Raw genomic sequence first — 26,306 nt, forward strand, 5'->3', positions numbered from 1 at the left:
ACGATCACGGCGCCGATGCCGAAGGTGCCGCCGTCGGCGAGCAAGTTGCCGCCGGTGGTGACGAAGGACGGCATGGTCTGGTTGCCGGGCGTGACTGTGGAGAACGTGCTGGTCTTCTCGCTCCGGACACCCTGGTCACCGACGGCGGCGACCGCGAGAGTGTAGGTGCGGCCGTAGCCGAGGGGTACTCCCGGTTTCCAGGACAAGCGGTCGGGAGTGAAGATGCCCTCGACCACTCGGCCTTCGTCGTTGGTCATGGTGACCGACTCGAGGGTGCCACCAATTGTGCTCACCGATACGGGGTCGAGGGGATTGACCGCAGACGCACCGTCGGCTGGGGACACGGTGATCTCCGGTCCCGGTGGCGGCGTGGCCGGCCCTGCGGGTTGGTCGGTGGAGGGTGAGCAGGCAGCGGCCACGAGAGCGAGCAGTAGGACTGCGAGGACGTGGACGAGGTGACCGGGACGGCGACGGGCGTGCATGGCACTGATTGTCCCGTGCGGAAGGGTCCGAGCGCGTGCAGTCGCTGTGCGGCGGAGGTCACGAGGGCACTTCGCTGCTGCGGCCTCCACCCTTGGCGGGCTCGACCTGCAACGTGGTGTGGTCGAGGGCGACCCCCGGGCTGCCGCTCATGCTGCTGCTGCTCTGACACGCTCGCGGCCCGGTGGTGCCCGGCTGGCTCTGCCGGCGGACGTGCCCGGAGGCACCGTGACGATGCGCTGAGCGTGCCCGTCCGCGGCGGCACACCGGTGGTTGTCATGGCGGGGTGAACAACAAAGCCGGCCCCGAGTGCAACTGGGTCGGTGGATTACCGCGGGAGCGAGCCAGGAGTGTGCAGGAAACCGGATGTTCATGCCCGGGATGAAGTAGCCCTGTGCGCGGTCGCCACCGCACGCGCGCCAACTCGGTGCGGACGGGCGGCGAAGCCGCATAATTGAGGGTGCGAGGTGAGACCGGTGCGACAGACACCATGGTTGGCGACGACGACGTTCGTCGGGTCCGTTGCTCTGCTGCTCGCAGTCCACACCGGCGGCGGTGCGTCGAGCGAACCCGACCGGGAAGCGACGCGCATGCTCGATCCCGCCGGGCCGGTCCTCATCCTCACTCCGCCGCGCGGGCAGCCGGGCGACCGCATCCAGTACCACGCGATGAATCTTCCGACCTGCGGCGGACCATGGGCGGTGGAGTTCGGCGATCGTGTCCTGGGCGAGACCCGTCAGGTCGGCAGCGTCGCCGACTTCCGCGCGGCGGTGCCGAACCGCGGCAGTCGCGGTTTCCAGGTGGCTGGTCTGCGGTGCCTGCCGACCCCGTCGATGGTGGTGCAGACGACGTTCGAGGTGCTCCCGGTGACACGCTCGTCGGAGCCGACCACTACCTGGATGCTGCCGCCACCACCAGAGCTACCGACGCGGACGAAGAGTCCCACACCGACGACCACCACCACCTCCACGCTGACAGCTCCTGCTGACGCGGAGCGGTAACGGCGGCAGCCGGAGCCGGAATGGCGGCGCCTGCGGAAGCTGCGCCACTGGAACCGACGTCGTTCACGGACCTGCTCGCACTCCGGTCGGTGTCCGTTGTGGGGTTGACCGCCCGTCGTGACGGAACTCGCCGCTGGTGACGGGGATCTTGAACTTCGCACAGGGTGGAGGATTACTTTACCGCGGACTGACTCCGTTGCATCGTGTCTCCCGCGTCGTGATCAGTTGGGTTGCGCGTCTTCTAGTTCGGTGCGTGCTCCGAGGGCTGGGTGTCGAAGACCGGTTTCCATGCACTGATGTCCGTCAGACTCGAGGCGACGGCTTGGTATTTGCTTCGTAGGTCGATCTTGCCGAGGCTGAACCAGCGGGCCTCGGCAGGGGAGGGGTTGGCCTGTGGTCTCTGATGATGTCGGGTATCGGTGCGGAGAGGTTGTTGACCAGGCTCGCGGCGACCCTGAGCATCTTCTGGAGGTGGGTGCGGTGGGTGTTTCCGAGTGTGGCGGCTTCGCCGCTGGTTCGGGGGAGTTCGGTGATCGAGCGCAGTACCCGGGCGTCCGGGCGACGACGAGGCGGTTGCGGAGGTGGAAGTAGGCCTGCCAGTCGATGGCGTCGCCTTTGTCGCTCCAGGCCATGCGCCAGATCGCGATGCCGGGCATGGTGACGGTCGGGTAGCCGGCCGTGCGGGCGCGGAGTCCGTATTCGACGTCGTTCCCATTGATGAACAGCGGCAGCGGCTGGCCGATATACAGAAAATCGCTGCATGGGATCCGCAACTTAGGAACGTGCTGTCTCTGATGAATTCGAAATGGCTTACCCGGCGACTTGGGCGCTTTGCTCGTCGAGGAACTGTTGCAGGAGTTCGCCGGTGTGTTTGATGTGGTCCATCATCGCTTCGCTGGCCTTCTTGGAGTCGCGAGTGCGTAAGGCGTCAAGCACACGCTTGCGTCCGGCAGCAGGGGGATAGCGATGTGTGGTCACGAAGAATCTGCTCGGAACGTACAACAAGGTGGTGGTCAACAGGAGTTTGAGCTTTGACGATTCTGAACTTCTGTTGATGATTCTGTGGAACTCGTCGTGAAGGTCTTGCACACGCGCGCTGTCCCCTTTGGCTGCGTACTCGTCGATCTTCTGATCGATTCGTTCGAGGGCTGCGAGGTGATCGGCACTCAGATTCAGCGCGGCCCTTCCCGCAAGTTCTCCGGCCAAGAAGGCCTGAGCCAGAAAGATATCGGCGATATCGGTTCGACTGAGGGTGAGGACTCGAAAGCCCTTCCGTGGTTCGAGGCTGAGGAAGCCTTGACCGCGCAGTGCCTGCAATGCCTCGCGCACTGGTGTCGGGCTAACGCCGAGTTCCTCCGCGAGGATCTCCGCGCGCACTCGGTAGCCTGCTGGATACTGTCCGGTCAGAATCTGTTCCCGGATGTGGGACTCGACCTCCGTGGAGAGTTGGGGTCGGCCAATGAGTCCACTCTGTTTCTCTGTCTTCGGCATGGTCGCCCTCTCCCCGTTCAAGCTCCGACTCCGGCATCACTTTACTACAAACTCTATAGACAATACTATTTTGGTGTCGAGATGCGGCTATCCATCAGGATGGGGGAGATCCTGCCGGGTCTGCTCCACTTTCGTGGTCGGCGACCGAAGCGGTCGGTAGAACTCTCGATTGCCGTATTCGACCGGCCTACACGCCGGAGCGGAGCACGGCGAGTTGGGTCGCGGGTACAAGCCGCGTCATCTTCCTGAAACTGACCGGCAGCGCCCACGCCGGCCTCCTCCACGCAGCATGTTTGCAACTTTGAGAGATTCGAGGACGGCCAATGACTGAACAAACTCGACGGCGGATGGTGCAGATCCGGGGAGCGGTTCCTGCTGAGTGGGAGAACTTACTCGACCTGGATCCGACGTTTGCCGAAGCTTTCGCTGCGTATCTTGCGTCGGCATATGAGTCGGACGTACTACCGGCGCATGTTCGCGAACTGCTCCTCCTAGCGCATGACGCATCGGTCACGGTGCGCGATGTTGGCGGAGTCGAGCTGCGGGTGAGACGAGCCCTCGAGTTCGGAGCGACGGAGCGCGAAGTGCTCGACGTCCTGTTCCTCCTGCCGTTCATCGCGATACATGGCCTCAGCGAGGGACTTCCGCTCGTTCTCGACCGTGACCAGTACGGCGTTCCGGACGCCACCCGGGGGGCATACTGGGCCGCGTTCGAGGAGCGTTTTCCAGGCGTGCACGGGATGATGGCTGCGGAGCTACCGCGATTCTTCGACGCCTACCGAAATTTGGGCGAGGTGATTTGGTGTCAAGCTGAGCTGGAGCCGCGCTGGCGGGAACTAGCCCTCGTGGTGGCGGACATGTCCGCCACCCATCTGTTCACTGCGGGCGCCGCGATTCACATCCAGAATGCTCTGCGATACGGCGCTACGAAGGATCAGGTGGTTGCGACGCTAGCGCTGACCACCACCTTTGCCAGCACGGCTGTAGAACTCGGGGTACGCGCGATCGCTTCGTACCGCGCCCGCAATCAATGAGGAATCGGCTGGGGCAGGTGCAGTCGATGACCGCTTTGACGTGCATGGGCCGAACTCGTGTGAGGGGTATGCCGACCTCTGCGTGCTCACCGCCGGGCGAGTGTGGCCACAACTCGGTGTTGACGAGACGGCCACCACGTTTCTATATTTTCTATAGAAAACCCCATTCCTCTGATGCAAAAGGTGCGCCCATGCCGACTACTCCAGCCCAGCGACGGCCCAGTCAGCGACGCCTGATCGTCGCTGGCATCTCCACGTCGACCATCGAGTACTACGACTTCCTGCTATACGGGACGATGGCGGCGCTTGTCTTCAATCACCTGTTCTTTCCGTCCTTCAGTCAGGCGGCCGGCACGCTGGCAGCGTTCGCGACCTTCGCGTTCGGCTTCATCGCTAGGCCGATCGGCAGTCTGGTTTTCGGTCGGCTCGGCGACCGTATCGGTCGCAAGCACACACTGATGATCTCGCTGACGCTCATGGGACTCTCGACACTGGTGATCGGCATCATGCCGACCTACGCCACGATCGGGGTAGCAGCCCCGATCATTCTGGTGGCCATGCGGTTTCTGCAGGGGCTCGCACTGGGTGGGGAGTGGGCCGGAGCTTCCCTCGTGCTTGTCGAGAATTCTGCTCCGGGACGCGAAAACTTCATGGCGAGCACCGTCCAAATGGGTTCCCTCGGACTGGTGTTGTCGAGTCTTGCCACTACTGTGACGTCGAAACTGACCGGGGACGCGTTCACGACGTGGGGCTGGCGTCTGCCGTTCCTGGTCGGATTCGTTCTGTTTCTGTTCACGTTCTGGGTGCGCCGGAACATCGAAGACAGTGTGGAGTACACCGAAGCAAGGCAGAATGCCGACGAACGCTACGCCCTCGGGTTGGTGCAGACCGTGCGGGCTTTCTGGAAGCCGATCGTCCTCGGGTTCTTCGTCACTGGCGGCGGTGTCGTGGTGTACTTCACGATCACGACGTACGGGATCGCTTATGCGGCAGGAGCGTTGGGGTATGACCGATCGTCGGTTCTCGATGCGCTGACACTGGCGGCGATTGTCTACACCGTCGCGATTCCGCTTGCGGGATGGTCTGCCGATCGGTGGAGTGCACGGGTGGTGCTGACGGCGGGGTTCGTCTTCGGTGTGGCCTTGTCTTTCCCCTTTTTCTGGCTCCTCGAGTGCGGAGTCGTCGGCGTTTTCGTCGGACTCGCGTTGTACCTCGCGCTCTCGCATGCCCTCATTCAAGCGCCTCAGGCGGTCGTGTACAGCAAGCAGTTCCCTCCGCTCGCCCGCTATACCGGCACAGCCCTGAGTCATGCCCTCCCCACCGCGGTGGTCGGCGGCACCGCTCCGGTCATCGCGCAGGCCCTGCTCAATGCGACCGGGACAAATGCGGCGATTTCCCTCTATGTCCTCGTCATGGCTGCACTCGGCATAGTCTGCTCGTACATGCTCACCGCCGGGCAGTCCGGGCCCGCGAGTCGCCCGCGCGCCGATAGTGAGGCAGTTCCAGGAACAGTTCCCGACCGGGCCGGATAGCACGACGGGCAGCTGTCCCGCGCCCGCCCCCAGCGGCGGCTGGCGTTTGACACAACCACCGCGTCCAAATACTCTATAGAAAATAGTAAAAGAGGTGCCCATCGTGGATTTGACCGATACCCCATACGCCCTGGCGAACGAACCGGACGTGGCGGCGGTACTCGACGCCTATGCCGCCCGTCGCCCGGAACAGCCGTTGGTTGTCGACGAGGACCGCATTGTGACGGCTCGGCAGATGCTGCACCTGGTGCAGACGCTCCAGCACAACCTGGAGCAGGCTGGGCTGGAGCCGGGTGAGGCGGTCGGCGTCCTGCTCCCCAATGGATGGAGGTGGCTCGCAGCGACCCTGGCGCTGGTACGGGGTGGATTCATCGCCGTGCCACTCAACACCTGGTACAAGTCGGCAGAGTTGCGCTCGGCGCGAGGAAAGTCTCGGTTGCGTGCCGTGATCTCGCAGTCGGAGATAAATGGCCGGGACTACGTCTCATTGCTGGCAGCGTCCTCCTTACTGGAGCCCGACCTGGACGAGCACTATCGAGGTGCGTTCCTGTGGGACGGGGAATTGCCGACCGGTCTGTCGACGGTGCCGACCCGGATGCCGGCTTCCGTCGTCACATCGCACGAGGAAACGGCAATGTACGTCTTCACCAGCGGCAGTACTGCCGAGCCCAAGGTTGTCGTGCTCAGACACGGGGATCTCATGCGAAACGGATACGCGATGGGACAGCGACTCGGGGTGGAAGGGGGCGATCGAATCTGGTTCGCCGCCCCGTTGTTCTTCGGACTCGGCTGCGCCAACGCTCTGACTGTCGCTCTCACCCATGGGGTGACGCTCTGCCTGCAGGAACGGTTCGATCCGGCACGTTCCGCCGCATTTATCGAGCAGCACCAGTGCACGGTGTTCTACGGCGTCGGACCGATGGCTCGCGGTCTGGCGAAGGAGCAGGCGGTCAACCCCCGAGACCTGTCGTGCCTGACGAAGGGGGTGATCGGGGTGACGGCCGAGGACAAGAGAGTAGCGATCGACAAGCTCGGACTCGGCAACGCCCGCAGCGTGTATGGGCTGACCGAGTGTTACGGGCTGGCGGCGATGACCGAACCGGGTGACGATGCAGCAGCACTTGTTTACACCCAGGGACGGGCATTGCCGACTCAGGAGATTCGATGCGTTGACCGCAGGACGGGCGATGTCATAGCCGAGGGTTCGGCAGACCGGCTCGGTGAGATCCAACTTCGAGGGTGCACGACACCCGGCTACCTGAACAATGACGAAGCCAACGCGGCGTCCTTCACCTCCGACGGATGGTTCCGTACCGGCGACCTCGGATGGATCGACGGCGAGCAGCGACTGCATTTCGCGGGGCGGGTGAAGGAGGTTGTCAAGATCAACGGAATCACTATCTCCCCAGCCGAGGTCGAGGCCTACATCACCGAGCACCCCAATGTCGAGGACGCATATGTTTTCGGTTGGGCGGTCGACGACACGGAGGAGAAGTTGTGCTGCGCGGTCGTGCTGAATTCTTCCGACAGCAGAACGGATGCGGAGATCGGCCAATGGCTCGGACACTGGCTCCGCGAACGAATCTCATCGTACAAAGTCCCTGTCCGCTTCGTGGTCATCGAGGAAGGCAAGGTGCCGATGACCGCGACCGGGAAGATCAGTAAACGACTCATTGGCGAGCAGTTCATCGGACTGCAGGCCAGCGCGGAGGAGAACACATGCGTCAGGTGACGATGGAGCGATTCGGTGGACCTGAGGTGCTCGAAGTCGTCCATTCCGCCGATCCTCAGCCTCGTGCGACCCAGGTGATAGTCCAGGTCGACGCCGTGGGGGTGTGCGGGCACGATACCGCCGACCGGGCCGGGTTGACCCGGATACCGACACCGTGCGTGCTGGGCCACGAAATCGCGGGCACCGTAGTGGACGTTGGTGCATCAGTAACCCACATCAAGGTGGGCGACCGAGTGGCCTGCAAGCAACACCACACCTGTGGATGGTGCACCGCATGTCGGACGGGACGGGAACTCGACTGTACGCAAACCGTTTTCGTCTATGGCGGATATGCAGATTTCGCCGTACTCGAGGAAGACACCCTTGCTGTGCTACCCGACCAGGTATCCATGGCCACCGCTGCGATCGCGGCCTGTGCGGTGGGTAGTTGCGTGCAGGCACTCGACGGTGCCGCAAATCTGAGGCCCGAAGACACGGTGCTGATCACCGGCGCCGGCGGCGGCCTCGGCATTCACGCGCTGCAGGTGGCCGCCGCGAGGGGGGCCCGGGTGATCGCCTTGACGTCGTCGTCGTCGAAGATCGAGTCCCTTCGCAAGTACGGTGCCCATGAGGTCGTCCTTTCCACCGATGACCCCGTGACGCATCTCGCGGATCTCACCCGAGGACGTGGCGTCGACGTCGTACTCGACAATGTCGGGCTTCCGGCCGTCTTCGACACCGGATTTCGATCCTTGGCCCGCCGCGGTCGCTACGTCCTCACCGGCCAACTGAAGCGCGAGAAGATCAGCCTGTACCCGGCCTTCGTGTTCTTCAAGGAGGCCGTCATCACGGGTTCGGCCTCGACCTCGTCGAAATCGTTTCTCGAAGCCATCGATCTCGTCGCATCAGGATCGGTCACCGGTGTTACCACCGAGTACCCCCTCGATCAGGTCGTCGACGCCCATCGGGCGGTCGAGAGTTCGGCGGTGCTGGGCCGGGCGGTTCTGGTGCCGTGAACCCCCTCTCGATCTCGCCGCGTGTCGAACGCAGCGAGATGCTCTGCCCCGGTCCGGCTCTCGAGCTGGCCATGCTTCTGGGCCTTCCGGACCGGCTGCCCGATGGAGAGGCGGCGCTGCCGCCGCTGTGGCATTGGATGTACCTACCGGAGCGCCCGAACCGGTCCGATGTCGGAGAGGACGGTCTGCCCACACACGGATCGCTCGTTCCCTCCCCGTCCACCGGCAGCCGACGACTACTCGCTGGCGGCACCGTCGAGCTCGTCTCCGCACTGCGGATCGGCCACTCGGTGACACGCCGCTCGGTCGTGGCCGGCCGGCAGACGAAGACGGGTAGGTCAGGCCGCCTCGTATTCACGACAATCGTTCATGAATTTGTTCAGAACGGCCGGATCTGCATCCGTGAGAGGCAGGACGTTGTCGACGTCCCGCCGCGGTCGGCGGGGGCCGGCGAGCAAGGCGCCCGACCGACCGAGATGATCGGCCCGGATCGCACCGAAGTCTCTATCGATCCGGTTCTGTTGTTTCGTTTCTCCGCCGCGGCGGGCGTATCACACCGCATTCATTGGGACGAGAAGTACGCGCAGGAGGTCGAGGGGTATCCCGGGCTCGTGGTGCAGGGCCCGCTTCAAACAATTCTGATGGCCGAGGGCCTACGGACGAGGCGTCAACGGACCCCCCGTGCGCTCGACTACCGATATCTCGCTCCCCTCATCGCGAACAGACGAATGTTCATCTGCTGGAACGGGGCCGAAGCCTACGTCCAGGACGGAACCGGACGGAGAACCGCGTGGGTGCGAGTCCACGAGTGAACCGGCGGATCTGCGCTCAAATTCGGACAAGGAAAGAAGATGACTGGTGAGAGATAGCAACAGCAGTGCCAGCGCACTCACGCTGCCGCACGACGCCCGCGTCATCGGCGCGGGCCTCGGGTTCACCGAGGGGCCGGCGGCGCTGAATACCGGCGAAGTCGGTGTAGTGAGTATCAACCGCGGAAAGGTGTATGCGGTCGACCTGCAGGGGGCGGGCGCACGTGAGATCGCCGAGACCGGGGGTGGACCCAACTGCCTCGCCATCGGGACCAAGGGCGAGATCTGGGTAACCCAGAACGGTGCCACCGCGATGGCGAGCAAATCCGCCCTGTCCCAGGCCCCGTCCATCCAGAAAATCGACGGGGGAGTGGTGTCCACGGTGCTCCACACCGGTGTGTCCGCCCCGAGTGACTGCGTCATCGGCCCTGACGGCAGACTGTGGTTCACCGATCCGGCAAGTCACGGCACCGGCGCGGCGAATACCTCAGGCGCTCTGCGCGTGCTTGATCCCGAGACGTCGAACGTGTCCACCCTGCTCGAAGACCTGCAGTTTCCGAACGGGTTGTGCTTCGCGCGCGAACCCGACCACCTCTACGTGGCCGAGACCGTGCGCGGAGTTGTGCGGCGGTACCGGTTCGACGGGGCCCAATGTCAGTGGGATGGATGGGAAGCCGAAGTCCCGGGCGGAACCCCGGACGGTATCGCCCTCGACAGTCAGGGCTGGCTGTGGGTTGCCGGCGGCACGGGCGACAACGTCGTCGCATTCGACCCAGCCGGGAAGGTTCGCAACGAACTGTCATTCGGTCACGGTGTATTGGTGACCAGTGTCTGCTTCGCCGGCGAACGACTCGAAACACTGGTCGTCACCGTCGCAAAAGGTGGCTCCGTCATTGCGTTGCCGGCGATTCACCCAGGACAGCCGTTGCCGGTGACGCGTCTCGACGAGATCGACGATGCGGCAAAAAGGTGTGGGTGCCATGACTGACCGCCCCTACGACGGCATCCGCGTACTCGAATTCGCGGGACTGGGTGCTGCCCCCTTTGCGTGCAGCCTGCTGGCGGATGCCGGGGCTGACGTGATCCGGATCGAACGTCCCGGCGGAACGCCTACGACACCGTCGCCGACCTTTCGCGGACGCACCACAATCGAAGCGGACCTCAAGAACGCGGACGATTACGCACGAGTACGGGAAATCGCCACTCGAGCAGATGTTCTCGTAGAGGGATTCCGGCCGGGAGTCATGGAGAGACTGGGGCTCGGTCCCGACGATCTCTCCCACGACCATCCTGGATTGGTATATGCGCGAATGACCGGTTGGGGGCAGTCCGGGCCCGCCGCCCATGAGCCGGGCCACGATCTGAATTACCTCGCCATGTCCGGGGCAGCGAGGGCGATCGCCCGAGAGGGCGAGGACCCGGTGCCGCCCCTGAACATGATCGCCGATTACGGGGGCGGATTGATGCTCGCTTACGGAATCGGTCTCGCGCTGTTCGAGCGCCGTACCTCAGGTCGGGGCCAAGTGATCGACGCAGCCATGGCTGATGCGGCACTACTGCTGATGTCGGGCCTGTGGCAGCGCAAAGCCGAGGGGCGTTGGTCCCCGGTCCCGGGGACCAACGACATGGATTCCGGTGCCCCCTTCTACAACAGCTACCGAACCAGCGACAGCCACTACATGGCCGTTGGCAGCGCCGAGCCGAAGTTCTACGCGAACCTCCTGCGGGTGCTCGGGCTCCACGACGAACTGCACGACCTGCAAAATGACCGGGCCCGATGGCCGGAGGCCAAGCGCCGCATCGCAGACGTTTTTGCCACCAAAAGTCGGGCTGAATGGACAACACTCTTCGCCGGCGCCGAAGCCTGTGTGACACCCGTCAACGCTGTCGAAGAAGTCGCATCCGATCCACACGTGCGTGCACGCGCAATGATGTTCGACCAGAACGGAATTCAATTTCCCGCCGCTGCGCCTCGACTGAGTCGCACGGAGCTGAGACTCAGCGATTCATCCATCCGACCACTCGCTCTGCACGATGTCGGCGAGCAATGGCGCAGCGCTGATGCTACCCAACAACCAGTTAAGGAGGGCATGTGACTAACGTGCTCGATCTCCCCCCGTTGAGGTCGGACTTGTTCACCACGGAGCCGTTCGCATTGGTCGGCACACGATGTCAGTCCGGGCATGCCTCGTTTCCGAGCAGAGATTTCTGCCCGGTCTGCTATTCCACCGATGTTCAACCGATCGAACTGCCCCGTTCCGGAACTGTGGAGACGTTCACCACGGTTCACCAAGCCCCACCCGGCGTGGCAGTTCCCTATCACCTGGCCTTCGTGAGGCTTCCCGGTCCCGTGGTTCTGCTGTCCCGGCTGCAACTCGCCGCCGGTGGGGAACCGAAGATCGGCGACGAGGTCCATATCGTTCCGTCCCGGCTACGGGTTGACGACGTGGACCACCTCACCTTCGCTTTCGAACTGAAGGAGCACTCATGACAAGGACACCGGTCCATGCCGTCGGGGCCGGCATGGTCAGATTCGGCAAGTACCCGAAAAGTGTCACACTCGAGAAGATGGCGGTCAGTGCCGCTCGCACCGCCCTCTCCGAGGCGACGGCAACCCCCCAGAACATCGACGCCCTGTACCTCGGAACCGTTCTCGGGGGATCGGTCGCAGGCCAGCGGGTCGCCGCGCAACTGGGGATGTCGGGCCAACCCGTCACAAATCTCGAGAACGCCTGTTCAAGCGGTGCAACCGCAGTACGCGACGCCTGGGTCGCAGTATCGACCGGTCTCCACGATGTCGTTCTGGTCATCGGTGCGGAAAAGATGACCGATCGAATTTCAGGCGGGATCCTCGCCGACCTCTCCGACCTTGACGCGGCAACCGGTTTGATCATGGCCGCCAACCACGCAATGAGCGCTCGCAGGTACATGCACGATCACGGCGCCACACGCGCACAGATCGCCGCAGTCGCAGTCAAGAACCACGCACACTCCGTACACAATCCATTCGCGCAGTATCAGCACGCGATCAGCTTGGCTCGAGTCCTCGAAGCAAGGCCCATCGCCGATCCGCTAGGACTCCTCGACTGCAGCCCCATCAGCGACGGTGCCGCCGCGCTGGTCGTCGCGAATACAGCCGGCCTCGCACGACTCGGTTTGGACCGAAACCATCCCCGAATCCTTGGATGTGGACTTGTCAGCGGGACCTTGCACGACGGCACCCGCTCGATCAATGAAGAGGACATCTCCCGCCGCGGCGGCGAAGCTGCCTGGGACATCGCAGGAATCGACCCCAGTGACGTCGACTTCGTGGAAATGCACGACTGCTTCACCATCGCGGAGATCGTCCGGATGGAAGGTCTCGGATTGATTCCACGCGGCGAAGGTGGCCGGTGGGCCGAACAGGGCCTGACCGCGTTGGGAGGAAAGCTCCCCGTCAACCCCAGCGGCGGCCTCCTTTCCCGAGGACACCCGGTCGGAGCCACCGGTGTAGCCCAGGCTTGCGAGTTGACGTGGCAGCTGCGCGGGCAGGCCGGTGGCCGTCAAGTCGCAGGTGCGAAAACGGGCCTGGCGTACTGCAAGGGTGGCACTGTGGCGGGAACCGACGGCGCCTCCGTCACGACGTTGGTGATGCAAGCATGAACCACCCAACCACTACTCCATTGGTGTTGCCAGCGACCGCGCTGATCGGTATCGGCTCCGATTCACAGGCTCTCACCGCCAAACTCGGCCTCGAAGCGTATGCCGCAGAAGGAGCAACCCAACAGGTCTGCATCGTCGTCACCCCGCCTGCACCCCTGCCGTTCGCGGCGTCGACGGAAGAAGACCTCGAAGACGCGAAGGCCCTCATCGCAGACGTTGTGCATTCCCTTCAGAGCGCAGTAACGAAATTCCGGGAACAAGGGATTGCCCACGGCAGCGTCGCCGTTCTGGTACCTGCCAAAGCAGTGTTGGGGGAGTCGAGGTCGGTACTACCGGGCTTGGTTGGGGGCGCGGTGCTTTCACTGTGCCGCACCATGGCCATCGAGCTGAAGAAGGACTCCGTCTCGCTGAACACGGTCCTACACGGTGATTTCTCCGTCGCCGAGTGCGCCGCGATCGCATCACTTCTCCACGTATTCCGGTCCAGCCCCGCGCTTACCGGTCAGGAAATCTACACCGCGGACGGACCCGATCTCGGAAGGATCAAACCGTGAGCATTCGAACAAACAAGATCGCTCTGGTCACCGGCGCCGGCAGCGGAATCGGAGCAGCCATTACAACCAGGCTCTCCGGAGAGGGCTACACGGTAGTCCTCACCGACCTCCCACACGTGATCGAGCAGCATTCGCACCAGACCCTGCCCGCGAACGTGCATCCACTTCCCCTGGACGTAGGCGATCGCAGTTCCCGCATCGAAGCCATCGAAACAGTGGCATTCGAGTACGGCCGCCTGGACGTCTTGGTCAACTGCGCAGGTCTGGGCAGAGATGCCCGCCTTACCAACATCACCGACGGTGATCTGGAGCTCACTCTGGATGTCAACCTCATCGGAGCGCTCTCGCTCGTTCGCCAGGCGCTTCCATTGATGGAAGCCGCCGGAGGGGGAGTTGTGATCAACATCGCATCACGGGCGTGGCTGGGGATTTTCGGCTCCGGCGCATACTCCGCCTCCAAGGGCGGATTGATCGGCGCAACGAGATCGTTGGCGCTCGAGGTCGGCGCCCTGGGAGTCACCGCGAATTGCATCGCACCGGGGTACGTCGAAACCCCACTGTCGGCGACACTTCCTGCGCAAGTACTCGAAAAGACCTTGCACTCGATCCCGGTAGGACGTGGAGGCGTCCCGGACGATATCGCTGCCGCCGTCAGATACCTGGTCTGCGAGGGCTCCTATGTCACCGGCCAGGTCCTGACCGTCTGCGGTGGTCGCTCCATCGGAGATCCCGTCTCGTTGTAGGAGTGTGGTGGTGCTCGTCGATCGCGAAGGATCGACGATACTACTTCGGCTCTACCGCGCCGCTTGGCAAATTTCCCACCCTCGGGGGACCCACAACGCGACCGAGACAGTCGCGCAAAATGAACGGAAGTGTCGAAATGTCCAGTCCGCGCATCACGCACATCACCGGCGAGGACCAGGATCGTGACGCCCAGGCAGTCCGTTACGAATGGAGCACGATCGGCTTTCAACTGTTGAACCAAAGTGCCGCATCCTCAGCAGTTGATCGATGGGCTCAGGACGGGGACGACGGCGGAATCTACCTCGGCGCCTGGACGTCGGAAAATGGCAGACTCGGCCGAGTCTGGGTGCTGCGTCGATTCCGCGACAGTGCGGCCATGCTGGCCGCACGAGAACGAATCCGCCTCGACGGCCACCCTCTCGCCGCCATCGAGGCGATCGAGTCCGTCAGCGTGGAGTCGTTCGCACCCTTGCCGTTCATGCCTCTCGTGGAAACCGGGACGTTCGGACCTGCGTACGAGATCCGCGACTACAGGCTCATCCCCGGTGGGCTCACCGACACCATTGCGGGTTGGCGTAAGGCACTTCCGCTTCGCGATCCGGTTGATCCAATAACGGTGGTGATGTATGCCCTCGATGGTCCTGACCGGCTCCTTCACATCTGGCCGTTCAAGAGCCCGAACGAACGGCTCGCCGTCCGGCGAGAAGTGTACGAAGCAGGGATTTGGCCACCTCCGGGAGCTCCGGATGTAATTCGGGACGCGGATTCCACTATGGTCTGGCCGCTTCCGTCCTCACCTTTGCAGTGAAGGACCCGGCATCACCGCGGACAGATAGCGGTGAGCCGTCGTGCTCGAGTGCGCGCTAACCAACCGGCACCAGCCCGAAAACAGGGAATTCTACGGCAAAGGACTTCGCGGTTCCTACCCGAATTCGGGGCGAACGTGATCGGCACTTGGAGCTTCGTGGCGGGGCGACCGCTGCAGTCGAGGCCACAGTAGCGAAATGGCTTCGTCGAGGATCACGTCTCGAAATGGCCTCGAGTCCAGGCTTACGAAATGGAATAGGATGGGCAATGCATTCGCTCAATCGAGCTGCCGCTGTTGTTGGTGTCGGCGCGACGACATTCGGAAGGCTGTCAGGAAATTCGGCTGAACAGCTCGGAGCCTGGGCACTGGACAATGCGTTGTCAGACGCTGGCCTCACGGCTTCCGACGTCGACGGCCTCATCGCATGTCGAGTGGGCTATGAGGCGGTGGCGTCCATGATGGGCCTGCGCCCACGTTGGGTGGCGAGTCTACCTGCGGAGGGCAGAATGACCGGACCCGCAATACAGCAAGCCGTCACGGCCATCGCCGCAGGACAGTGCCACCGAGTCGCGCTGGTGTATGGCAACAACGGTGCCACCGCCAAATCCACCTACGGCGGCTTCGGGGAGGCCTACGGCGCCCCTACTGAGTTGACACTTCCCTACGGCATGACTTCGCCGGGAGCCTATTACGCGCTGATGCTGCAACGCCATCAGTACCTCTACGGTACGAGCGAGCGGCAATTGGCCGCTATTCCCATGACCTTTCGGAAGCACGCACAGCTCAACTCCGCAGCCGTGATGAGAGGTCCGCTCTCAATCGACGACTACATGACCTCGCGCTACATCGTCGAACCGATGCGACTGTTCGACTATTGCCTGATAAATGATGGGGGTGTGGCCATGATCCTGTCGGCGGTGGACCGCGCTCACGACCACCCGAAGCCCCCGGTCCACATCCTCGGGACGGCCCAGCTAGCCGAACTCGTGAATTCGGACTTCCCGCCCGAGGATTTCTGGCGCAATGCTGTCCGCGAGGTGAGTGAGACGGCGCTGGCACAGTCCGGGCGTGAACGCTCCGATGTGGACGCGTTGATGATCTACGACAATTTCAGTTGCAATGTTCTGTTCACTCTCGAGGGACTCGGATACTGTGCTCCAGGGGAATCCGGCGATTTCGTTCAGAACGGCCGACTCGAGCTCGGAGGCGCCCTGCCTACCAATACTTCTGGCGGCCACCTCTCGGAAAGTTACATGCAAGGGTGGGGTCTGAACATCGAGGCCGTCCGACAGCTTCGCGGCGATGGCGGCGACCGGCAGATCGAGGGGGCCGAAACGATTCAGTACGCCTGTGCATCACCAGTCGTTTCATCGGTGATCTATGGGAAGGATCTGTGATGCTCGAGCCGTACTTCGAAGGACTCGCCACAAACGAGTTGCGCACCACTCGATGCACAACATGCCGAGAGACACAATTCCCACCGCGAATGACGTGTCCGCACTGCTCCGCCCGGGACGCTGGCGAGTGGATAGCCGCATCCGGTCTCGGAAGGGTGTGGTCTTTTTGTACCTTCCGTAAGGCGTACCTCCCCCGACCCGCTCAGCAGCCGCCGTACGTTGTTGCCGTAGTCGAGCTTCATGAAGGCTCGAAACTCATCAGCAACATCATCGGTACAGAGAACGTTGAAGTGGGCATGCCGGTAAAGGCGGTGTTCGCAATCGAGCGCGGAGAACACAGGGTCGTTTTCGAATCTGTGCATTGAATTCAATGAGGCGGCCGAGGCTACGATTCTGCTGGCCTCGCCGTGCGGAAGTAGGTATGTGTCCTGTGCCGACGAGGTGTCATCCATTGCGATGCGCAGTGGCGGGTGGTGCGGGACGAGGCGAGCGAGGACGAACGGCGCCGTCGGCGCACCTTCCTCCTCTGCCGGACCGTCGTTGCGGCCCTCAGTGGCATCACCGTTGGGTGTCGCCGATGCTGGTGTTGCGGTATGCCGTGTTCACGTCCACGGTGAGCATTCGCGGTGGGATGTGCTGTGGTGCTGGTGCTCTACGCCGGCAGTACGGTGCTGGCGTAGGGGTGCGCACTGGTTGGTGTGTGGTGGGTATTGGCCGCGGCGGGTGATGATCGGCGCGCGGCGACCGTGCGGATGCTCGCGGTGTTGCTCCAGGTCGGTGCGCCGACGGCCACCGTCGCGGGTGTGCGCGCCGCCTGCGCTGTTCGGGTACTCTTCCGTCCCCGCGACGTTCGTGTGCGTCATCACGGTGGTGGCCGCCGTTCTGACGGCAACTGCTGCGCTGGCCCGCGTACTGACCCGGGCCCCGGATGAGGGCGTCGGCACCCGGTTCATGTTCGACGTCATGGTCGCGAACATGTTTACCTACGCCAGGCAGTCATCGATTGATCTCTTCCACACGATCGAAAAGGCGGCGGGAGCCATGCTCGACGGGAAGATCTCACCGACGCAGCAGCCTGACGGCATGGTCGAATGGGGGACTCGCCTCCGCACGACGATCCTGGCTGTCTGCTCGTCGATCCATCATCACCAGGATCAGAGTTACATCGAGGTCAAGCGTAAGTTCGGGAGGGATTCGCCGGAGCACTGCAAGGTGAAGGCTGTGTTCGCCGAAATCTACGACGACTGCTTCGGCTATCGGTACCTGTTCAGGCTGCGCAACACGAAGGTGCATTACACGATGCTGGCCGCCGCCATGAGGGGGAATCACCGATGCATGAAGGTACGAAGGTCGCCTTCATCGACATGCAGATGGACCGCTCTGCGTTGCGGGACACAAAGGACCCCCTGAACGCGACGCTCAAGGAGGAACTCAGGAACCTCCCTGGTTGATCCCAGCATCCACGAAATGGTCGGCGAGGCCGTTCCGCGCCTGGCCGAGACGAATCGAGAGTTACTCGCAATCCTCTATCCTGAAATTGACGACTTGTGCGCAATTATAAGGGAATTCGACGCGTTGTTCGACGGCCGCACAGGGGCTCGAGCTGCCATCCATCAGCAGTCCCCTGAGTTACGCCCGCCTGTAACGACCGGGCTTACCTCCTCGGCTGACAACGTAATCGCCCATGCTCGCAGGCGAAAGGAGGCGGTTGATCGTTGGATTCCTAGCGCAGAGCAGGCTGCGTAGTGGGAACTCTAGCCTGCGACGTGACAACAATTGTCTCTATTGGGATTCAGTAGTCGAGAGGGCAACGAGGACATCCGATTCTGAGCTCGGCGGGACGGTAAGGAGGAGGGCGATACGTCGTCCTTGTAGAAAGCAACCGCGCTTACCGGGGGATTGTGCAGTCCGATCCAAACGAGATGGACGGCGAGTCAGCGTGATGGACGAACAACCAAGCAGCGCGGCAACAGGATGACGCGTGCGGCTAATATGATCGGTATACAGTTTTGGGCCGTTGTGCATCTGCGCCTATGAGCCGAATGGTCCGGGAGGCGGCTCGACGGGATAGGCCGCGACGTCCATGATCACCGAGCCTTCGCACGGGCCGCTGTCGATATCGGTACGCCAGGAACCGGTCAGAGTCCCGTCTGGTTGCGGTGTGTAGTACGCAACCGAGTGCGCCGGTGCCCACACCTTCGGCACGCCCTCGCCTTGATAGCAGTCCCACTCCCAGTCGTAGGTGTGTACCCAGCTGGTCCCGTCCCAGGTGTACTGCGGCGGTAGCGGCAGAGTCGGGTTGGCTGGCGTGGGCCCATCGGTGACGGTTGCCACGCAGGCGTCGTCCGTGCAACTCGTCTCGAATCGGTACGTATCGGCGAAGTCGGGCTCCCACTGCCGCGCGGCCAAACTCGTGCCGTCCTTCGTCGCGGCGAAGCGCTTCAGCGAGTATTCGCCCGCCCAGGACGGCTGCGTCGGTGCCGCCCCCGCGGGTATGGCCCCGACAACTGTCCCGGACGCGATCAACGCGACTACCAGCAGTGACTTGCGCATGACGAGATTGAATCACACGTGTCGGCGGTGTACGGGGTGTATGGACCCGCCGAGGGGCAAGTCAACTGACACCTCGGACGCGCAGAAAGCGCCGGCCGGCGCCGGCGGTGGTGGAGGATTGGACGGTGGCGGGGCCCAGGCGGCGAAACCCGGTTCGGTGGGCGAGGGATGCGGTGCAGCACTCGCCGCCCCGGTCCGTCCTCATTCGGGGTAGCGGGCCGGGGCGCATGAGCGCCGAAAGGCACCGCCTTGCCCGCACCGATGCACATGCTCCAGTTTGGGTTCGTCTTCGCCGTGGCGAACTTGCCATCGAACCGTGCCACGCTGACTGCCATGAGGTCTGTGACCTGCCTGACCGGTTTCAGGGAGGTCGGGCTTGGTTGCCCGCGACGAATTGCTTCTGGGCTTTCGCGTACACGGGCACCGGGATCTGCTCGTGTTCGCTGTGCCACGACGGCGAGGGTCATGCTCGTGGTCTCCGTCGCGAGCGTCGCCGTACTGTTCGTCGCCTCGCGGAGGGTCGTCGCCGGTGGAATGCCGGTGACACCACAGCCTTCGACGACAGCATTGTCCCGCACTGCAGGTGGGATTGGTGGAAGTGTTCACCAGGGTGTGTGTTGATCAAGTGCTCGATGCCCGCGGAGTCGCGGCCGCGGTGAGCGCGGTGGTGGAGACGGAGACGGCCTGTTCCGCCCGTTGGGGGTGGGCGAGCGAGTCTTGTGCGCGCCGGCCCGTGTCGGCGAGGATGGGTCCGGTCCCTGACGTGCGGAGAAGGAGTCGGCGCGATGACGAAGTACCTGATCTCGTTCCCTAGTGGTGCCATGGTCTTTCCCGACGAGGATCTGCAGGCAGTGTCGGATGCGTCGCACGCGGTGGTGGAGGAGGCGAAGGACGCCGGCGTCTGGGTGTTCGGCGGTGGAATCGACGAGAGCGTTCCGCCTGTCCTGGTCGATGGGGACGGCACGGTGACCGAGGGCACGTATCCGCAGACGAAGCAGCTCGAAGGCGGCTACACGGTACTGGAGTTGCCCTCCCGCGAGGCGGCACTGGAATGGGCTGCGAAGATCGCGGTTGCCTGCCGGTGCGCGCAGGAGGTGCGCGCGTTCCAGTACGATCCCGCCAGCTGACGGGGTTCGACCTCCCGGGGAATCGCATTCGGCTTCGGCCAGATCCCTTTCTCGCCCAACGCCATCCACAGGTGGCAAGACCGGCACCCGCCGCCACGTGCACCGCGACCGGCTCGCTCGCTCGGGCGCTGGATGCGGGAGTTGCCGATTGACGGCCGCATACCGTGGCGGCGGAAGTGGGCGCACCGCCGCTAGCGGTGCGCACTCCTCCGGTGGGTCAGGAAGGGAGCTTGGCCGCGTCGGCGCGGTGCGTGGTGCTGAAGCGGCGTTGGTAGACCGTAGGCGATATCGCCAGCTCCCGCGCGAACACACGTCGTAGGCTCTCGTAGCTGGGGAATCCGGCGAGTGATGCTGCCTGTGTTGCATTGTGGCCCTGGTCAAGCAGCGCTTTCGCCATGTCGAACCGGATCCGCTCGACATACCGGGCCGGTGTGGTGGACAGCTCGGTTCGAAAGAGCCGCGTGAGGTGTCGAGGGCTCACGTTGAGGTGCCTGGCGAGTTCGGTGAGGGAGTGGTTCCCGGCGGGGTCCGCCGTCACCAGATCCACGATTCTGCGGAGCACCGGAGCTCGTGGTGGTGGGCCCTGCAGTGGGGCAGAGAACTGCGATTGCCCGCCCGCACGCTGCAGGTAAACCACCAGGCGTCGGGCGACGTCGCGTGTCAGATCGGGGCCGTGGTCGTCTTCGACCAGTGCCAGCGCCAGGTCGATTCCGGCGCTCACGCCCGCGGACGTGTACGTGGTGCCGTCGCGAACATAGATCGCATCGGGCTCGACGACGGTGCCCGGGTGCCGGGCCGCGAGTTCGCGTGCGACTTTCCAGTGTGTGGTCGCGCGTCTGCCCTCCAAGAGGCCGGCAGCTCCGAGGATGAATGCTCCGGTGCAGATTGACCCGATCCGACCGGCTCGTTGCGCGAGGATCTGTGTTGCCTCGACCAGATCACGGGTGACGGCGGTTCGCGGGTAGATGTCGCCACCAGCCACCAGGAAGGTGTCGGGCGCCGGCTCCGATTGTGCGTTGCCGTCAACGGAGATTCGTATCCCGATCGACGTTGCAACATCGGCACCGTTCGGCGACAACAACACGATCTTGTAGTCGGCACCGAACCGGTTCGCCTCCGCGAACACCTCAGCGGGGCCCGCGACATCGAGCAGCTTGACCCCGTCATAGGCAAGGATCGCGACCCGATGCGCGTGCGGGGTCGGACGCGCACTCACCGCAAGTCCAGATCTGAGTGGTTCATGGCCGGACCAAGGCGGCGCTGGAGGCGGGATGGTCGGCACCATAGAGGGGCGGACCACCCGTACGTTTCCACGACACCGACAACCGAGAGGGCAGGTTCCATGACCGAGATCATCGCAGGAGTAGTGATCCCCCAGACGCCAGCGGCAGCCGAAGCCACGCGCCTGGTCCAGAAGACGACGAGCCCCCTCATCTTCCATCACTCGAGGCGCGTTTTCATCTTCAGCATGCTCCGGGCTCACGAGCTCGGCCTGCAGCCAGACCCTGAGCTGCTCTATCTCTCTGCTCTTTTCCATGACACGGGCCTGCTCAGGCCCTACTCGGATGTCGAGCAGCGGTTCGAGCTCGATGGGGCCGATCACGCTCGCAAGTTCCTGCTCGATCGCGGTTTCTCCGATGCCGCCGCTGAGGTGGTTTGGACGGCGATCGCGCTGCACACCACGCCTGGGATTCCGGGCCGGATGGGCGACGAAGTCGCAGCCACTCACTTTGGTGTCCTCACTGATGTAGTCGGGCTGGGTCTGGACGGACTGGACCCGGATCAGGTGGAGGCGATCACCGCTGCCCATCCGCGAGGCGACTTCAAGACCGAGTTCCTGCAGGCCTTCGTCGACGGACTCAGCCACCGGCCGGACACTACGTACGGCACCGTTAATGCCGACGTACTGGAGCACTTCGTTCCCGGCTTCCGCAGCATGAGCATGGTCGAGCGCATCATGGGGTCTGCCTGGCCCAAGTGACACACCGCGACACGCCGCGTGTTGAAGGAAGTGCGTCGGCGCGATCCGAGCTGCCACAGGTCGTGCAGAAGTGGAGGAGAATCACGTCGCTTGCAAAGTGCACGGACGCGGGGACTGAGTATCGACAACGGCTCCGGCCGGCCAGGGGGTCGCGGGGTTGATGACTCCCCACATCTTCGTGCAATCTCGTTAGAGCGAATCAATCTCACGACTGCTCGACCACCACTCAGAAAGGGCACCATGACCAGCGTGAATCTCGGCAAACAGCACCCAACCGTCTATCAGAGCCTGATGAAGTTGGATGCGGAAGTAAAGGCAGCCCTGGAAACGGCGGGAGTGGACCCGCTTCTCGTGGAGTTGGTGAAGATTCGCGTCTCGCAACTCAACGGCTGCGCCTTCTGTCTCCGCATGCACACCCGCGACGCCCTCGCCAAGGGAGAGACGACGGATCGACTTGCGGTCGTCGCAGCGTGGTGGGAAGCGCAGTACTTCAGCGACCAGGAGCGCGCAGCGCTCGCTCTCGCCGAACAGGTCACCGCGCTCGCTGTTCCGGAACGGCGGACCTGGGATGACGGCTCCCTCACCGACGAACAGGTGTCCGCGATCAGCTGGCTCGCGACGGTGATGAACGCCTGGAATCGAGTTGCCGTCACCAGCCATTACCCGGTGGCGCCGTAGCCCGAGCCGATGCCGGGCACGTGATGATAATGATGCGGCGGCGATGGCCCGCGGACGCGTGCTCACGTCGGCAGCACGTCACAGACAGCTCGAGAATCTGCGTGCGGCCGCCCGCGTGTGGTGGCGATGAGGCCTCTGCGCGGGTTCGGTTGACGACCAAGATGTCACCGGCCCGTAGCGAAGAGGCCGGAGCCGGCCGGCTTTTGTGCAGTTCGTTCGCTGCTAGGTCCGCTCGACGGCGAGACCGGGCCACAGTGTCGCCGAGACCTTTTCGGCTAGGCCTTCGCGGTCGCCGTCGCCGCGGAGGAAGGCAGCGTAGTAGCTGCCGAAGCACATGGTGGCCACGGTATGGGCATCGATGTCGTCTCGCACTTCGCCACGGCTTTGCAGATCGTGCAGCACACCTTCGACCAAATTCACCCGTGGCTCCACTGCGTGTTCGCGCACAATCTCGAGCAGCTCCGGGGTTCGGAAGGTCTCGCCCATGAAGTTCCCCATGAGGATCATCGCGTCTGGATTGAAGTAGCAGGGATCGACCCGGCGGATCGCCTCGGTGAAGGCTTCGAACGGGCGCAATTTCGTGAGTTCCAGGTTCGGGTAAGTCGCGCGTTGTGCGCGGAAGCCGAAGTCGAGGGCGTCGACGACGAGTTCGAACTTTCCTGGCCACCGCCGGTAGAGGGTGGGGCGGGTGACGCCTGCATCTGCCGCTATATCACCCAATGTCATCTTGGAGTACCCGTCGACGACCAGCCGTCGACGAGTCGCCTGGATGATGGCGTCGTCGAGGGTTGGGTCACGGGGCCGGCCTCCGCGGGCGCCGGTTTCGGCTTCTGCAACCTTGTGCGGGTCTGTTCTGGCTGCCTTCTCGGTCATGGCCACCCCGATCGCCCTTGATTTGGTTACAATGATCGATTGTAACCTATAGGGGTTTGTGCTCCGTAAATGCTATCCCTCGATCTTCCGTATTCACACTCGCGACCGTTTCCGACGCGCTCCAGGCTCGGCAGATTCTCGCCCGTGGGGCAGCAGCGCGGTGCCGAAGCCGATGCCTGCCAGGGCGATCACCACCCCACCGTAGATCCTCGCGGTATCGATCAGTCCGATGCGTCCGACGAAGTACCCGGCGATCAGCGCGGGGACGCTATTGGCGAGGTACGCGATCATGTAGATGCTCGAGAGGAGTCCGGCGCGTTCGTGTGGCTGGGCGAGGGGCATGACAGTGTGAATGGTGCCTTGAAACCCTGCGCCGAATCCCACGCCGGCAACCGCTGTTCCTGCGAGAAGCGTTACGGATGAGGTAGTTTCGGCACCTGCGAGAGTGGTTGCTACGCCGGCGGCGAGCGCGGCCGCGCCGACCGAGAGGATTTGGTGAGGCGCTGCAGCGCGCAGCAGGAAGACCGCGACAGCACCGGTGCCGGTGAGGGTGGCCACCGTGATCGCCCCTGTCAATGAGGAGTGGACACCGAGCGTGGTGCGGGCGAGCGATGGTCCCAGCGAGAGGTAGAAGCCACCCAACGCCCATACTGCGATCAGGCAGGGGCCGGCGCGTAGCAGCATGTGGAGAGCACCGGCGGGGACCGCAAGCGTGGGGCGAACTGATGCCAGGGCTCCGGGCCGGCGTACCGCAGTTTCCGGTATGGCGCAGACTCCGACGATCTCGAGAGCGAACAAGGCGACGAACACGAGGAAGACCGTGCTGGTGGGCCGGGGTAGGTGCTCGCTGATGAGGCTGGATCCGATTGCCCCCAGAGCGAGGCCCATCGGTGCGGCGATGCTGTTGACGGTCGCGCCACGGCCGGGGGTGCGCTCGAGGTCGATCAGTGCGGCGCCGAGCACGCTGATCGCGGCACCGGTTGCGAAGCCTTGTACGACACGGGCCACGAGGAGTAGTCCGATCCCGTCTGCGGACGCGAAGGCAATCATCGATGCCGCTTCGAAGGCCAGTGCGGTAAGGAGTACTGGCCGGCGGCCGATGTAGTCGGACAATGAACCTGTGGTGAGCAACGCAAGCAGCAAGCTGGCAGCGTAGATGCCGAATACCAGCGTCGACTCCAGGGGCGTGAATCCCCATTGTGACTGATAGAGCTCGTAGAGCGGGGTCGGGGCGGCGGAGGCTCCGATCAAAGTGACAACGTCGACGGCGAGCAATGTGAAGGCGGCGGTGCGACGAAGTCCGCCGTGTCGAGGCGGCAGTTTCAACACAATCGTCATGCAGGGACTCCCGGGATCAAGGTTCGTAGATTTACTTACGTTACACATATTGACTGTAACGCAACTGCGTCTTAGTGTGGCTGTAGCCATAGATAGTGGTGTGAGTCTCATCCAGGAGTGCGTCATGAATCCCAGTCAGGCCCTGATCGATCGCAGCATCCCGTTTCTCGACGAGGTCAAGAACCGGACCGCCGGCGGCGAGTTGGAGGGGTGGCTCAACACCACGTACGGACCAGGGACGGAGCTGTACGACGATCTGGCTCGAATGGTCACCGAAGGCGTCGACGACGGTTGGGCGGCCAATGTCGAGCTCGACGGACCGAAATATCGGCGCAGCCGGATCGCCTCACCAAGTGAGCAGCTCAACTACTTCAGCATCACCGCGGTCTACATGAACAGCGTTTCCCGGTATCGCGGCCAGTACCACCAGCATCCGTACGGCGAACTCAACCTCGTGGTTCCCCTGGATCCCGGCGCCGAGTTGGCCGGCCCGCGCGGATGGTGCGCCGCAGGCTGGACGGCACCCGGACCGGGAAGTCACCACTACCCCGAGGTGAGAGGTGGCGCACTGATCGCTCTGTTCTATCTGCCGGCCGGACGGATCTCCTACGACATCACTCCCGCCGCGACCGTCTGATTCAGGAAAGGGGGCGCATTCTCCATGAACGATGTGACCACCACCGCCCCGCTGGAGTCCCGAGCCGTACCCGGTGCGAAGGACGCCGCGACCGTCGAGCAAGCGTTACTGAGCAGGCGAAGCGTGCGCGCCTTCCTGTCGACGCCGGTACCGCACCGCGATGTCGAGCGACTACTCGAATTGGCGGCCCGGTCCGCCAGCAACTCCAACAGCCAACCGTGGCAGGTCCATGTAGTGACCGGCGCGGTAAAATCGCGCCTGACATCGGCACTTCTCGCTGCCCACGACTCCGAGGGGCGGGTCGGCACTCGCGAGTACAACTACCAGCCCAAGCCGGATGAATGGGTGGAACCCTTTCGTGCTCGTCGACGTAAGTTCGGTGAGGGACTGTACGGCAACACCTTAGGCATCGCAGCGACCGATTCAGCGGCCCGGCTGGCCCACCATCGGCGCAACTACGACTTCTTCGGCGCCCCCGTCGGCATCATTCTGACGGTCAGCCGGCACCCGCTCGATGGTGCGCTGGTGGACGCCGGCCTGTTCCTCCAAGCGCTGATGCTCGCCGCCCGCGGCGCCGGACTCGACACATGCCCTCAGGCATCCTTCATCGACTTCTACCCGGTTCTGCGTCGACACCTCGACATCCCTGACGATCAGCTGATCGTCTGTGGACTCGCATTGGGTTACGCGGACCGCGAGCACCGGCTGAGCCGGTACAGCACCCCCCGCGAAACCGTCGCCTCCTTCGCCACCTTCTACGGTGACCCCCGGTAGGCACTCATTCATCGGCGTGACGACGTGCGCCCCGCCCGCCCGCTCCGGATTCGAGTCCGGAGGGGGCGGGCGGGGCGGGTTGTGTAGTTGCCAAAAAACCGAACCAACGAGATCGCACCACCCCCC

Annotated in this window: 27 protein-coding genes and 1 pseudogene; 21 read left to right on the forward strand and 7 right to left on the reverse strand. The window is 63.6% G+C overall.

From position 1 onward, the window contains the following. Window positions 1-482: Ig-like domain-containing protein (locus tag ACFWAY_RS45985; protein ID WP_378515284.1), on the reverse strand; the 482-nt coding region annotated here is incomplete at its 3' end. 474 nt (window positions 483-956) lie between these two features. Between ACFWAY_RS45985 and ACFWAY_RS45990 the strand changes: the two genes are divergently transcribed. Next, window positions 957-1,481: a hypothetical protein gene (locus ACFWAY_RS45990; RefSeq protein ID WP_378515285.1), complete on the forward strand. Its 525-nt coding sequence runs from the start codon at window positions 957-959 to the stop codon at window positions 1,479-1,481. A gap of 340 nt (window positions 1,482-1,821) precedes the next feature. Here the strand turns inward: ACFWAY_RS45990 and ACFWAY_RS45995 are convergent. Both ACFWAY_RS45995 and ACFWAY_RS46000 read right to left on the reverse strand, forming a co-directional pair. Then, window positions 1,822-2,224 (reverse strand): annotated as a pseudogene (locus ACFWAY_RS45995) (hypothetical protein); the annotation flags it as partial. Between the two features lie 67 nt (window positions 2,225-2,291). Beyond that, window positions 2,292-2,972 (reverse strand): GntR family transcriptional regulator, encoded by a 681-nt coding sequence (locus ACFWAY_RS46000; protein WP_378515286.1) that lies wholly within the window; start codon window positions 2,970-2,972, stop codon window positions 2,292-2,294. Between the two features lie 347 nt (window positions 2,973-3,319). Here ACFWAY_RS46000 and ACFWAY_RS46005 point away from each other — a divergent pair, with 347 nt between their 5' ends. The 15 genes from ACFWAY_RS46005 (at window position 3,320) to ACFWAY_RS46075 (ending at window position 17,629) form a co-directional block, all read left to right on the forward strand. Beyond that, window positions 3,320-4,006, forward strand: coding sequence for a carboxymuconolactone decarboxylase family protein (locus ACFWAY_RS46005; RefSeq protein ID WP_378515287.1), 687 nt, complete (start codon window positions 3,320-3,322; stop codon window positions 4,004-4,006). Between the two features lie 191 nt (window positions 4,007-4,197). Continuing rightward, window positions 4,198-5,538, forward strand: coding sequence for an MFS transporter (locus tag ACFWAY_RS46010; RefSeq protein WP_378457625.1), 1,341 nt, complete (start codon window positions 4,198-4,200; stop codon window positions 5,536-5,538). Window positions 5,539-5,641: 103 nt separating this feature from the next. After that, on the forward strand, window positions 5,642-7,270 hold the full coding sequence (locus ACFWAY_RS46015; protein WP_378457624.1) for a class I adenylate-forming enzyme family protein: 1,629 nt from the start codon (window positions 5,642-5,644) through the stop codon (window positions 7,268-7,270). Then, the gene (locus ACFWAY_RS46020; RefSeq protein ID WP_378457623.1) at window positions 7,258-8,265 is read left to right on the forward strand and encodes an alcohol dehydrogenase catalytic domain-containing protein; all 1,008 of its coding nucleotides are present in this window, start codon (window positions 7,258-7,260) and stop codon (window positions 8,263-8,265) included. The genes ACFWAY_RS46015 and ACFWAY_RS46020 overlap by 13 nt, the downstream gene beginning before the upstream one ends. Continuing rightward, window positions 8,262-9,077 (forward strand): hypothetical protein, encoded by an 816-nt coding sequence (locus ACFWAY_RS46025; RefSeq protein ID WP_378457622.1) that lies wholly within the window; start codon window positions 8,262-8,264, stop codon window positions 9,075-9,077. The genes ACFWAY_RS46020 and ACFWAY_RS46025 overlap by 4 nt, the downstream gene beginning before the upstream one ends. Window positions 9,078-9,123: 46 nt before the next feature. Beyond that, on the forward strand, window positions 9,124-10,062 hold the full coding sequence (locus ACFWAY_RS46030; protein WP_378515289.1) for an SMP-30/gluconolactonase/LRE family protein: 939 nt from the start codon (window positions 9,124-9,126) through the stop codon (window positions 10,060-10,062). Then, the gene (locus ACFWAY_RS46035) at window positions 10,031-11,170 is read left to right on the forward strand and encodes a CaiB/BaiF CoA transferase family protein (RefSeq protein ID WP_378457620.1); all 1,140 of its coding nucleotides are present in this window, start codon (window positions 10,031-10,033) and stop codon (window positions 11,168-11,170) included. The genes ACFWAY_RS46030 and ACFWAY_RS46035 overlap by 32 nt, the downstream gene beginning before the upstream one ends. Continuing rightward, window positions 11,167-11,565 (forward strand): Zn-ribbon domain-containing OB-fold protein, encoded by a 399-nt coding sequence (locus ACFWAY_RS46040; RefSeq protein ID WP_378457619.1) that lies wholly within the window; start codon window positions 11,167-11,169, stop codon window positions 11,563-11,565. Before ACFWAY_RS46035 ends, ACFWAY_RS46040 begins: the two co-directional genes overlap by 4 nt. Beyond that, the gene (locus tag ACFWAY_RS46045) at window positions 11,562-12,716 is read left to right on the forward strand and encodes a thiolase family protein (protein ID WP_378457618.1); all 1,155 of its coding nucleotides are present in this window, start codon (window positions 11,562-11,564) and stop codon (window positions 12,714-12,716) included. The genes ACFWAY_RS46040 and ACFWAY_RS46045 overlap by 4 nt, the downstream gene beginning before the upstream one ends. A gap of 23 nt (window positions 12,717-12,739) precedes the next feature. Then, complete coding sequence (locus ACFWAY_RS46050) at window positions 12,740-13,270, forward strand: hypothetical protein (protein ID WP_378457617.1); 531 nt, start codon at window positions 12,740-12,742, stop codon at window positions 13,268-13,270. Further along, entirely contained in the window at window positions 13,267-14,013 is a 747-nt protein-coding gene (locus ACFWAY_RS46055; RefSeq protein WP_378457616.1) for an SDR family NAD(P)-dependent oxidoreductase, read from the forward strand. Before ACFWAY_RS46050 ends, ACFWAY_RS46055 begins: the two co-directional genes overlap by 4 nt. A gap of 137 nt (window positions 14,014-14,150) precedes the next feature. Continuing rightward, a complete protein-coding gene (locus ACFWAY_RS46060) occupies window positions 14,151-14,822 on the forward strand; it encodes an NIPSNAP family protein (protein WP_378515291.1) in 672 nt (223 codons plus the stop codon). Window positions 14,823-15,088: 266 nt separating this feature from the next. Next, complete coding sequence (locus tag ACFWAY_RS46065; RefSeq protein ID WP_378515292.1) at window positions 15,089-16,219, forward strand: thiolase family protein; 1,131 nt, start codon at window positions 15,089-15,091, stop codon at window positions 16,217-16,219. Further along, window positions 16,219-16,584 (forward strand): Zn-ribbon domain-containing OB-fold protein, encoded by a 366-nt coding sequence (locus ACFWAY_RS46070; protein WP_378457613.1) that lies wholly within the window; start codon window positions 16,219-16,221, stop codon window positions 16,582-16,584. Before ACFWAY_RS46065 ends, ACFWAY_RS46070 begins: the two co-directional genes overlap by 1 nt. A gap of 505 nt (window positions 16,585-17,089) precedes the next feature. Continuing rightward, window positions 17,090-17,629, forward strand: coding sequence for a hypothetical protein (locus ACFWAY_RS46075; protein WP_378515293.1), 540 nt, complete (start codon window positions 17,090-17,092; stop codon window positions 17,627-17,629). Window positions 17,630-18,250: 621 nt separating this feature from the next. Here ACFWAY_RS46075 and ACFWAY_RS46080 read toward each other — a convergent pair. Continuing rightward, window positions 18,251-18,772 (reverse strand): hypothetical protein, encoded by a 522-nt coding sequence (locus ACFWAY_RS46080; RefSeq protein WP_378457610.1) that lies wholly within the window; start codon window positions 18,770-18,772, stop codon window positions 18,251-18,253. A gap of 785 nt (window positions 18,773-19,557) precedes the next feature. On the opposite strand from ACFWAY_RS46080, the gene ACFWAY_RS46085 reads away from it, so the two are divergent. After that, window positions 19,558-19,899 (forward strand): YciI family protein, encoded by a 342-nt coding sequence (locus ACFWAY_RS46085; protein ID WP_378457609.1) that lies wholly within the window; start codon window positions 19,558-19,560, stop codon window positions 19,897-19,899. A 217-nt stretch (window positions 19,900-20,116) separates the two neighbouring features. On the opposite strand, the gene ACFWAY_RS46090 is transcribed toward ACFWAY_RS46085, so the two are convergent. Further along, entirely contained in the window at window positions 20,117-21,181 is a 1,065-nt protein-coding gene (locus ACFWAY_RS46090; RefSeq protein ID WP_378457636.1) for a GlxA family transcriptional regulator, read from the reverse strand. Window positions 21,182-21,241: 60 nt separating this feature from the next. Here ACFWAY_RS46090 and ACFWAY_RS46095 point away from each other — a divergent pair, with 60 nt between their 5' ends. Both ACFWAY_RS46095 and ACFWAY_RS46100 read left to right on the forward strand, forming a co-directional pair. Continuing rightward, window positions 21,242-21,880: an HD domain-containing protein gene (locus tag ACFWAY_RS46095; RefSeq protein ID WP_378457608.1), complete on the forward strand. Its 639-nt coding sequence runs from the start codon at window positions 21,242-21,244 to the stop codon at window positions 21,878-21,880. 240 nt (window positions 21,881-22,120) lie between these two features. After that, complete coding sequence (locus tag ACFWAY_RS46100) at window positions 22,121-22,558, forward strand: carboxymuconolactone decarboxylase family protein (RefSeq protein WP_378515295.1); 438 nt, start codon at window positions 22,121-22,123, stop codon at window positions 22,556-22,558. 222 nt (window positions 22,559-22,780) lie between these two features. On the opposite strand, the gene ACFWAY_RS46105 is transcribed toward ACFWAY_RS46100, so the two are convergent. Together ACFWAY_RS46105 and ACFWAY_RS46110 are read right to left on the reverse strand one after the other, a co-directional pair. Beyond that, window positions 22,781-23,431 carry a TetR/AcrR family transcriptional regulator gene (locus ACFWAY_RS46105; protein WP_378457606.1) on the reverse strand — a complete coding sequence of 217 codons (651 nt, stop codon included), beginning with the start codon at window positions 23,429-23,431 and terminating at the stop codon, window positions 22,781-22,783. 93 nt (window positions 23,432-23,524) lie between these two features. After that, window positions 23,525-24,769, reverse strand: coding sequence for an MFS transporter (locus ACFWAY_RS46110; RefSeq protein WP_378515296.1), 1,245 nt, complete (start codon window positions 24,767-24,769; stop codon window positions 23,525-23,527). Window positions 24,770-24,893: 124 nt separating this feature from the next. Here ACFWAY_RS46110 and ACFWAY_RS46115 point away from each other — a divergent pair, with 124 nt between their 5' ends. Both ACFWAY_RS46115 and ACFWAY_RS46120 read left to right on the forward strand, forming a co-directional pair. Then, window positions 24,894-25,406 carry a DUF4863 family protein gene (locus ACFWAY_RS46115; protein WP_378457604.1) on the forward strand — a complete coding sequence of 171 codons (513 nt, stop codon included), beginning with the start codon at window positions 24,894-24,896 and terminating at the stop codon, window positions 25,404-25,406. A 24-nt stretch (window positions 25,407-25,430) separates the two neighbouring features. Beyond that, window positions 25,431-26,180 (forward strand): nitroreductase, encoded by a 750-nt coding sequence (locus ACFWAY_RS46120; RefSeq protein ID WP_378515298.1) that lies wholly within the window; start codon window positions 25,431-25,433, stop codon window positions 26,178-26,180. Window positions 26,181-26,306: the final 126 nt, after the last annotated feature.

The sequence above is a fragment of the Rhodococcus sp. NPDC059968 genome, from assembly GCF_042738615.1.
Lineage (GTDB): Bacteria > Actinomycetota > Actinomycetes > Mycobacteriales > Mycobacteriaceae > Rhodococcus_F.

What these genes read in the sequence shown, in the direction of transcription:
- ACFWAY_RS46100 (WP_378515295.1), top strand. Translation starts at nt 22,121, where the DNA reads ATGACCAGCGTGAATCTCGGCAAACAGCACCCAACCGTCTATCAGAGC.
- ACFWAY_RS46110 (WP_378515296.1), bottom strand. Translation starts at nt 24,769, where the DNA reads ATGACGATTGTGTTGAAACTGCCGCCTCGACACGGCGGACTTCGTCGC.
- ACFWAY_RS46060 (WP_378515291.1), top strand. Translation starts at nt 14,151, where the DNA reads ATGTCCAGTCCGCGCATCACGCACATCACCGGCGAGGACCAGGATCGT.
- ACFWAY_RS46105 (WP_378457606.1), bottom strand. Translation starts at nt 23,431, where the DNA reads ATGACCGAGAAGGCAGCCAGAACAGACCCGCACAAGGTTGCAGAAGCC.
- ACFWAY_RS46095 (WP_378457608.1), top strand. Translation starts at nt 21,242, where the DNA reads ATGACCGAGATCATCGCAGGAGTAGTGATCCCCCAGACGCCAGCGGCA.
- ACFWAY_RS46000 (WP_378515286.1), bottom strand. Translation starts at nt 2,972, where the DNA reads ATGCCGAAGACAGAGAAACAGAGTGGACTCATTGGCCGACCCCAACTC.
- ACFWAY_RS46045 (WP_378457618.1), top strand. Translation starts at nt 11,562, where the DNA reads ATGACAAGGACACCGGTCCATGCCGTCGGGGCCGGCATGGTCAGATTC.
- ACFWAY_RS46005 (WP_378515287.1), top strand. Translation starts at nt 3,320, where the DNA reads ATGGTGCAGATCCGGGGAGCGGTTCCTGCTGAGTGGGAGAACTTACTC.
- ACFWAY_RS46085 (WP_378457609.1), top strand. Translation starts at nt 19,558, where the DNA reads ATGACGAAGTACCTGATCTCGTTCCCTAGTGGTGCCATGGTCTTTCCC.
- ACFWAY_RS46080 (WP_378457610.1), bottom strand. Translation starts at nt 18,772, where the DNA reads ATGCGCAAGTCACTGCTGGTAGTCGCGTTGATCGCGTCCGGGACAGTT.
- ACFWAY_RS46010 (WP_378457625.1), top strand. Translation starts at nt 4,198, where the DNA reads ATGCCGACTACTCCAGCCCAGCGACGGCCCAGTCAGCGACGCCTGATC.
- ACFWAY_RS46065 (WP_378515292.1), top strand. Translation starts at nt 15,089, where the DNA reads ATGCATTCGCTCAATCGAGCTGCCGCTGTTGTTGGTGTCGGCGCGACG.
- ACFWAY_RS46070 (WP_378457613.1), top strand. Translation starts at nt 16,219, where the DNA reads ATGCTCGAGCCGTACTTCGAAGGACTCGCCACAAACGAGTTGCGCACC.
- ACFWAY_RS46035 (WP_378457620.1), top strand. Translation starts at nt 10,031, where the DNA reads ATGCGGCAAAAAGGTGTGGGTGCCATGACTGACCGCCCCTACGACGGC.
- ACFWAY_RS46115 (WP_378457604.1), top strand. Translation starts at nt 24,894, where the DNA reads ATGAATCCCAGTCAGGCCCTGATCGATCGCAGCATCCCGTTTCTCGAC.
- ACFWAY_RS46020 (WP_378457623.1), top strand. Translation starts at nt 7,258, where the DNA reads ATGCGTCAGGTGACGATGGAGCGATTCGGTGGACCTGAGGTGCTCGAA.
- ACFWAY_RS46120 (WP_378515298.1), top strand. Translation starts at nt 25,431, where the DNA reads ATGAACGATGTGACCACCACCGCCCCGCTGGAGTCCCGAGCCGTACCC.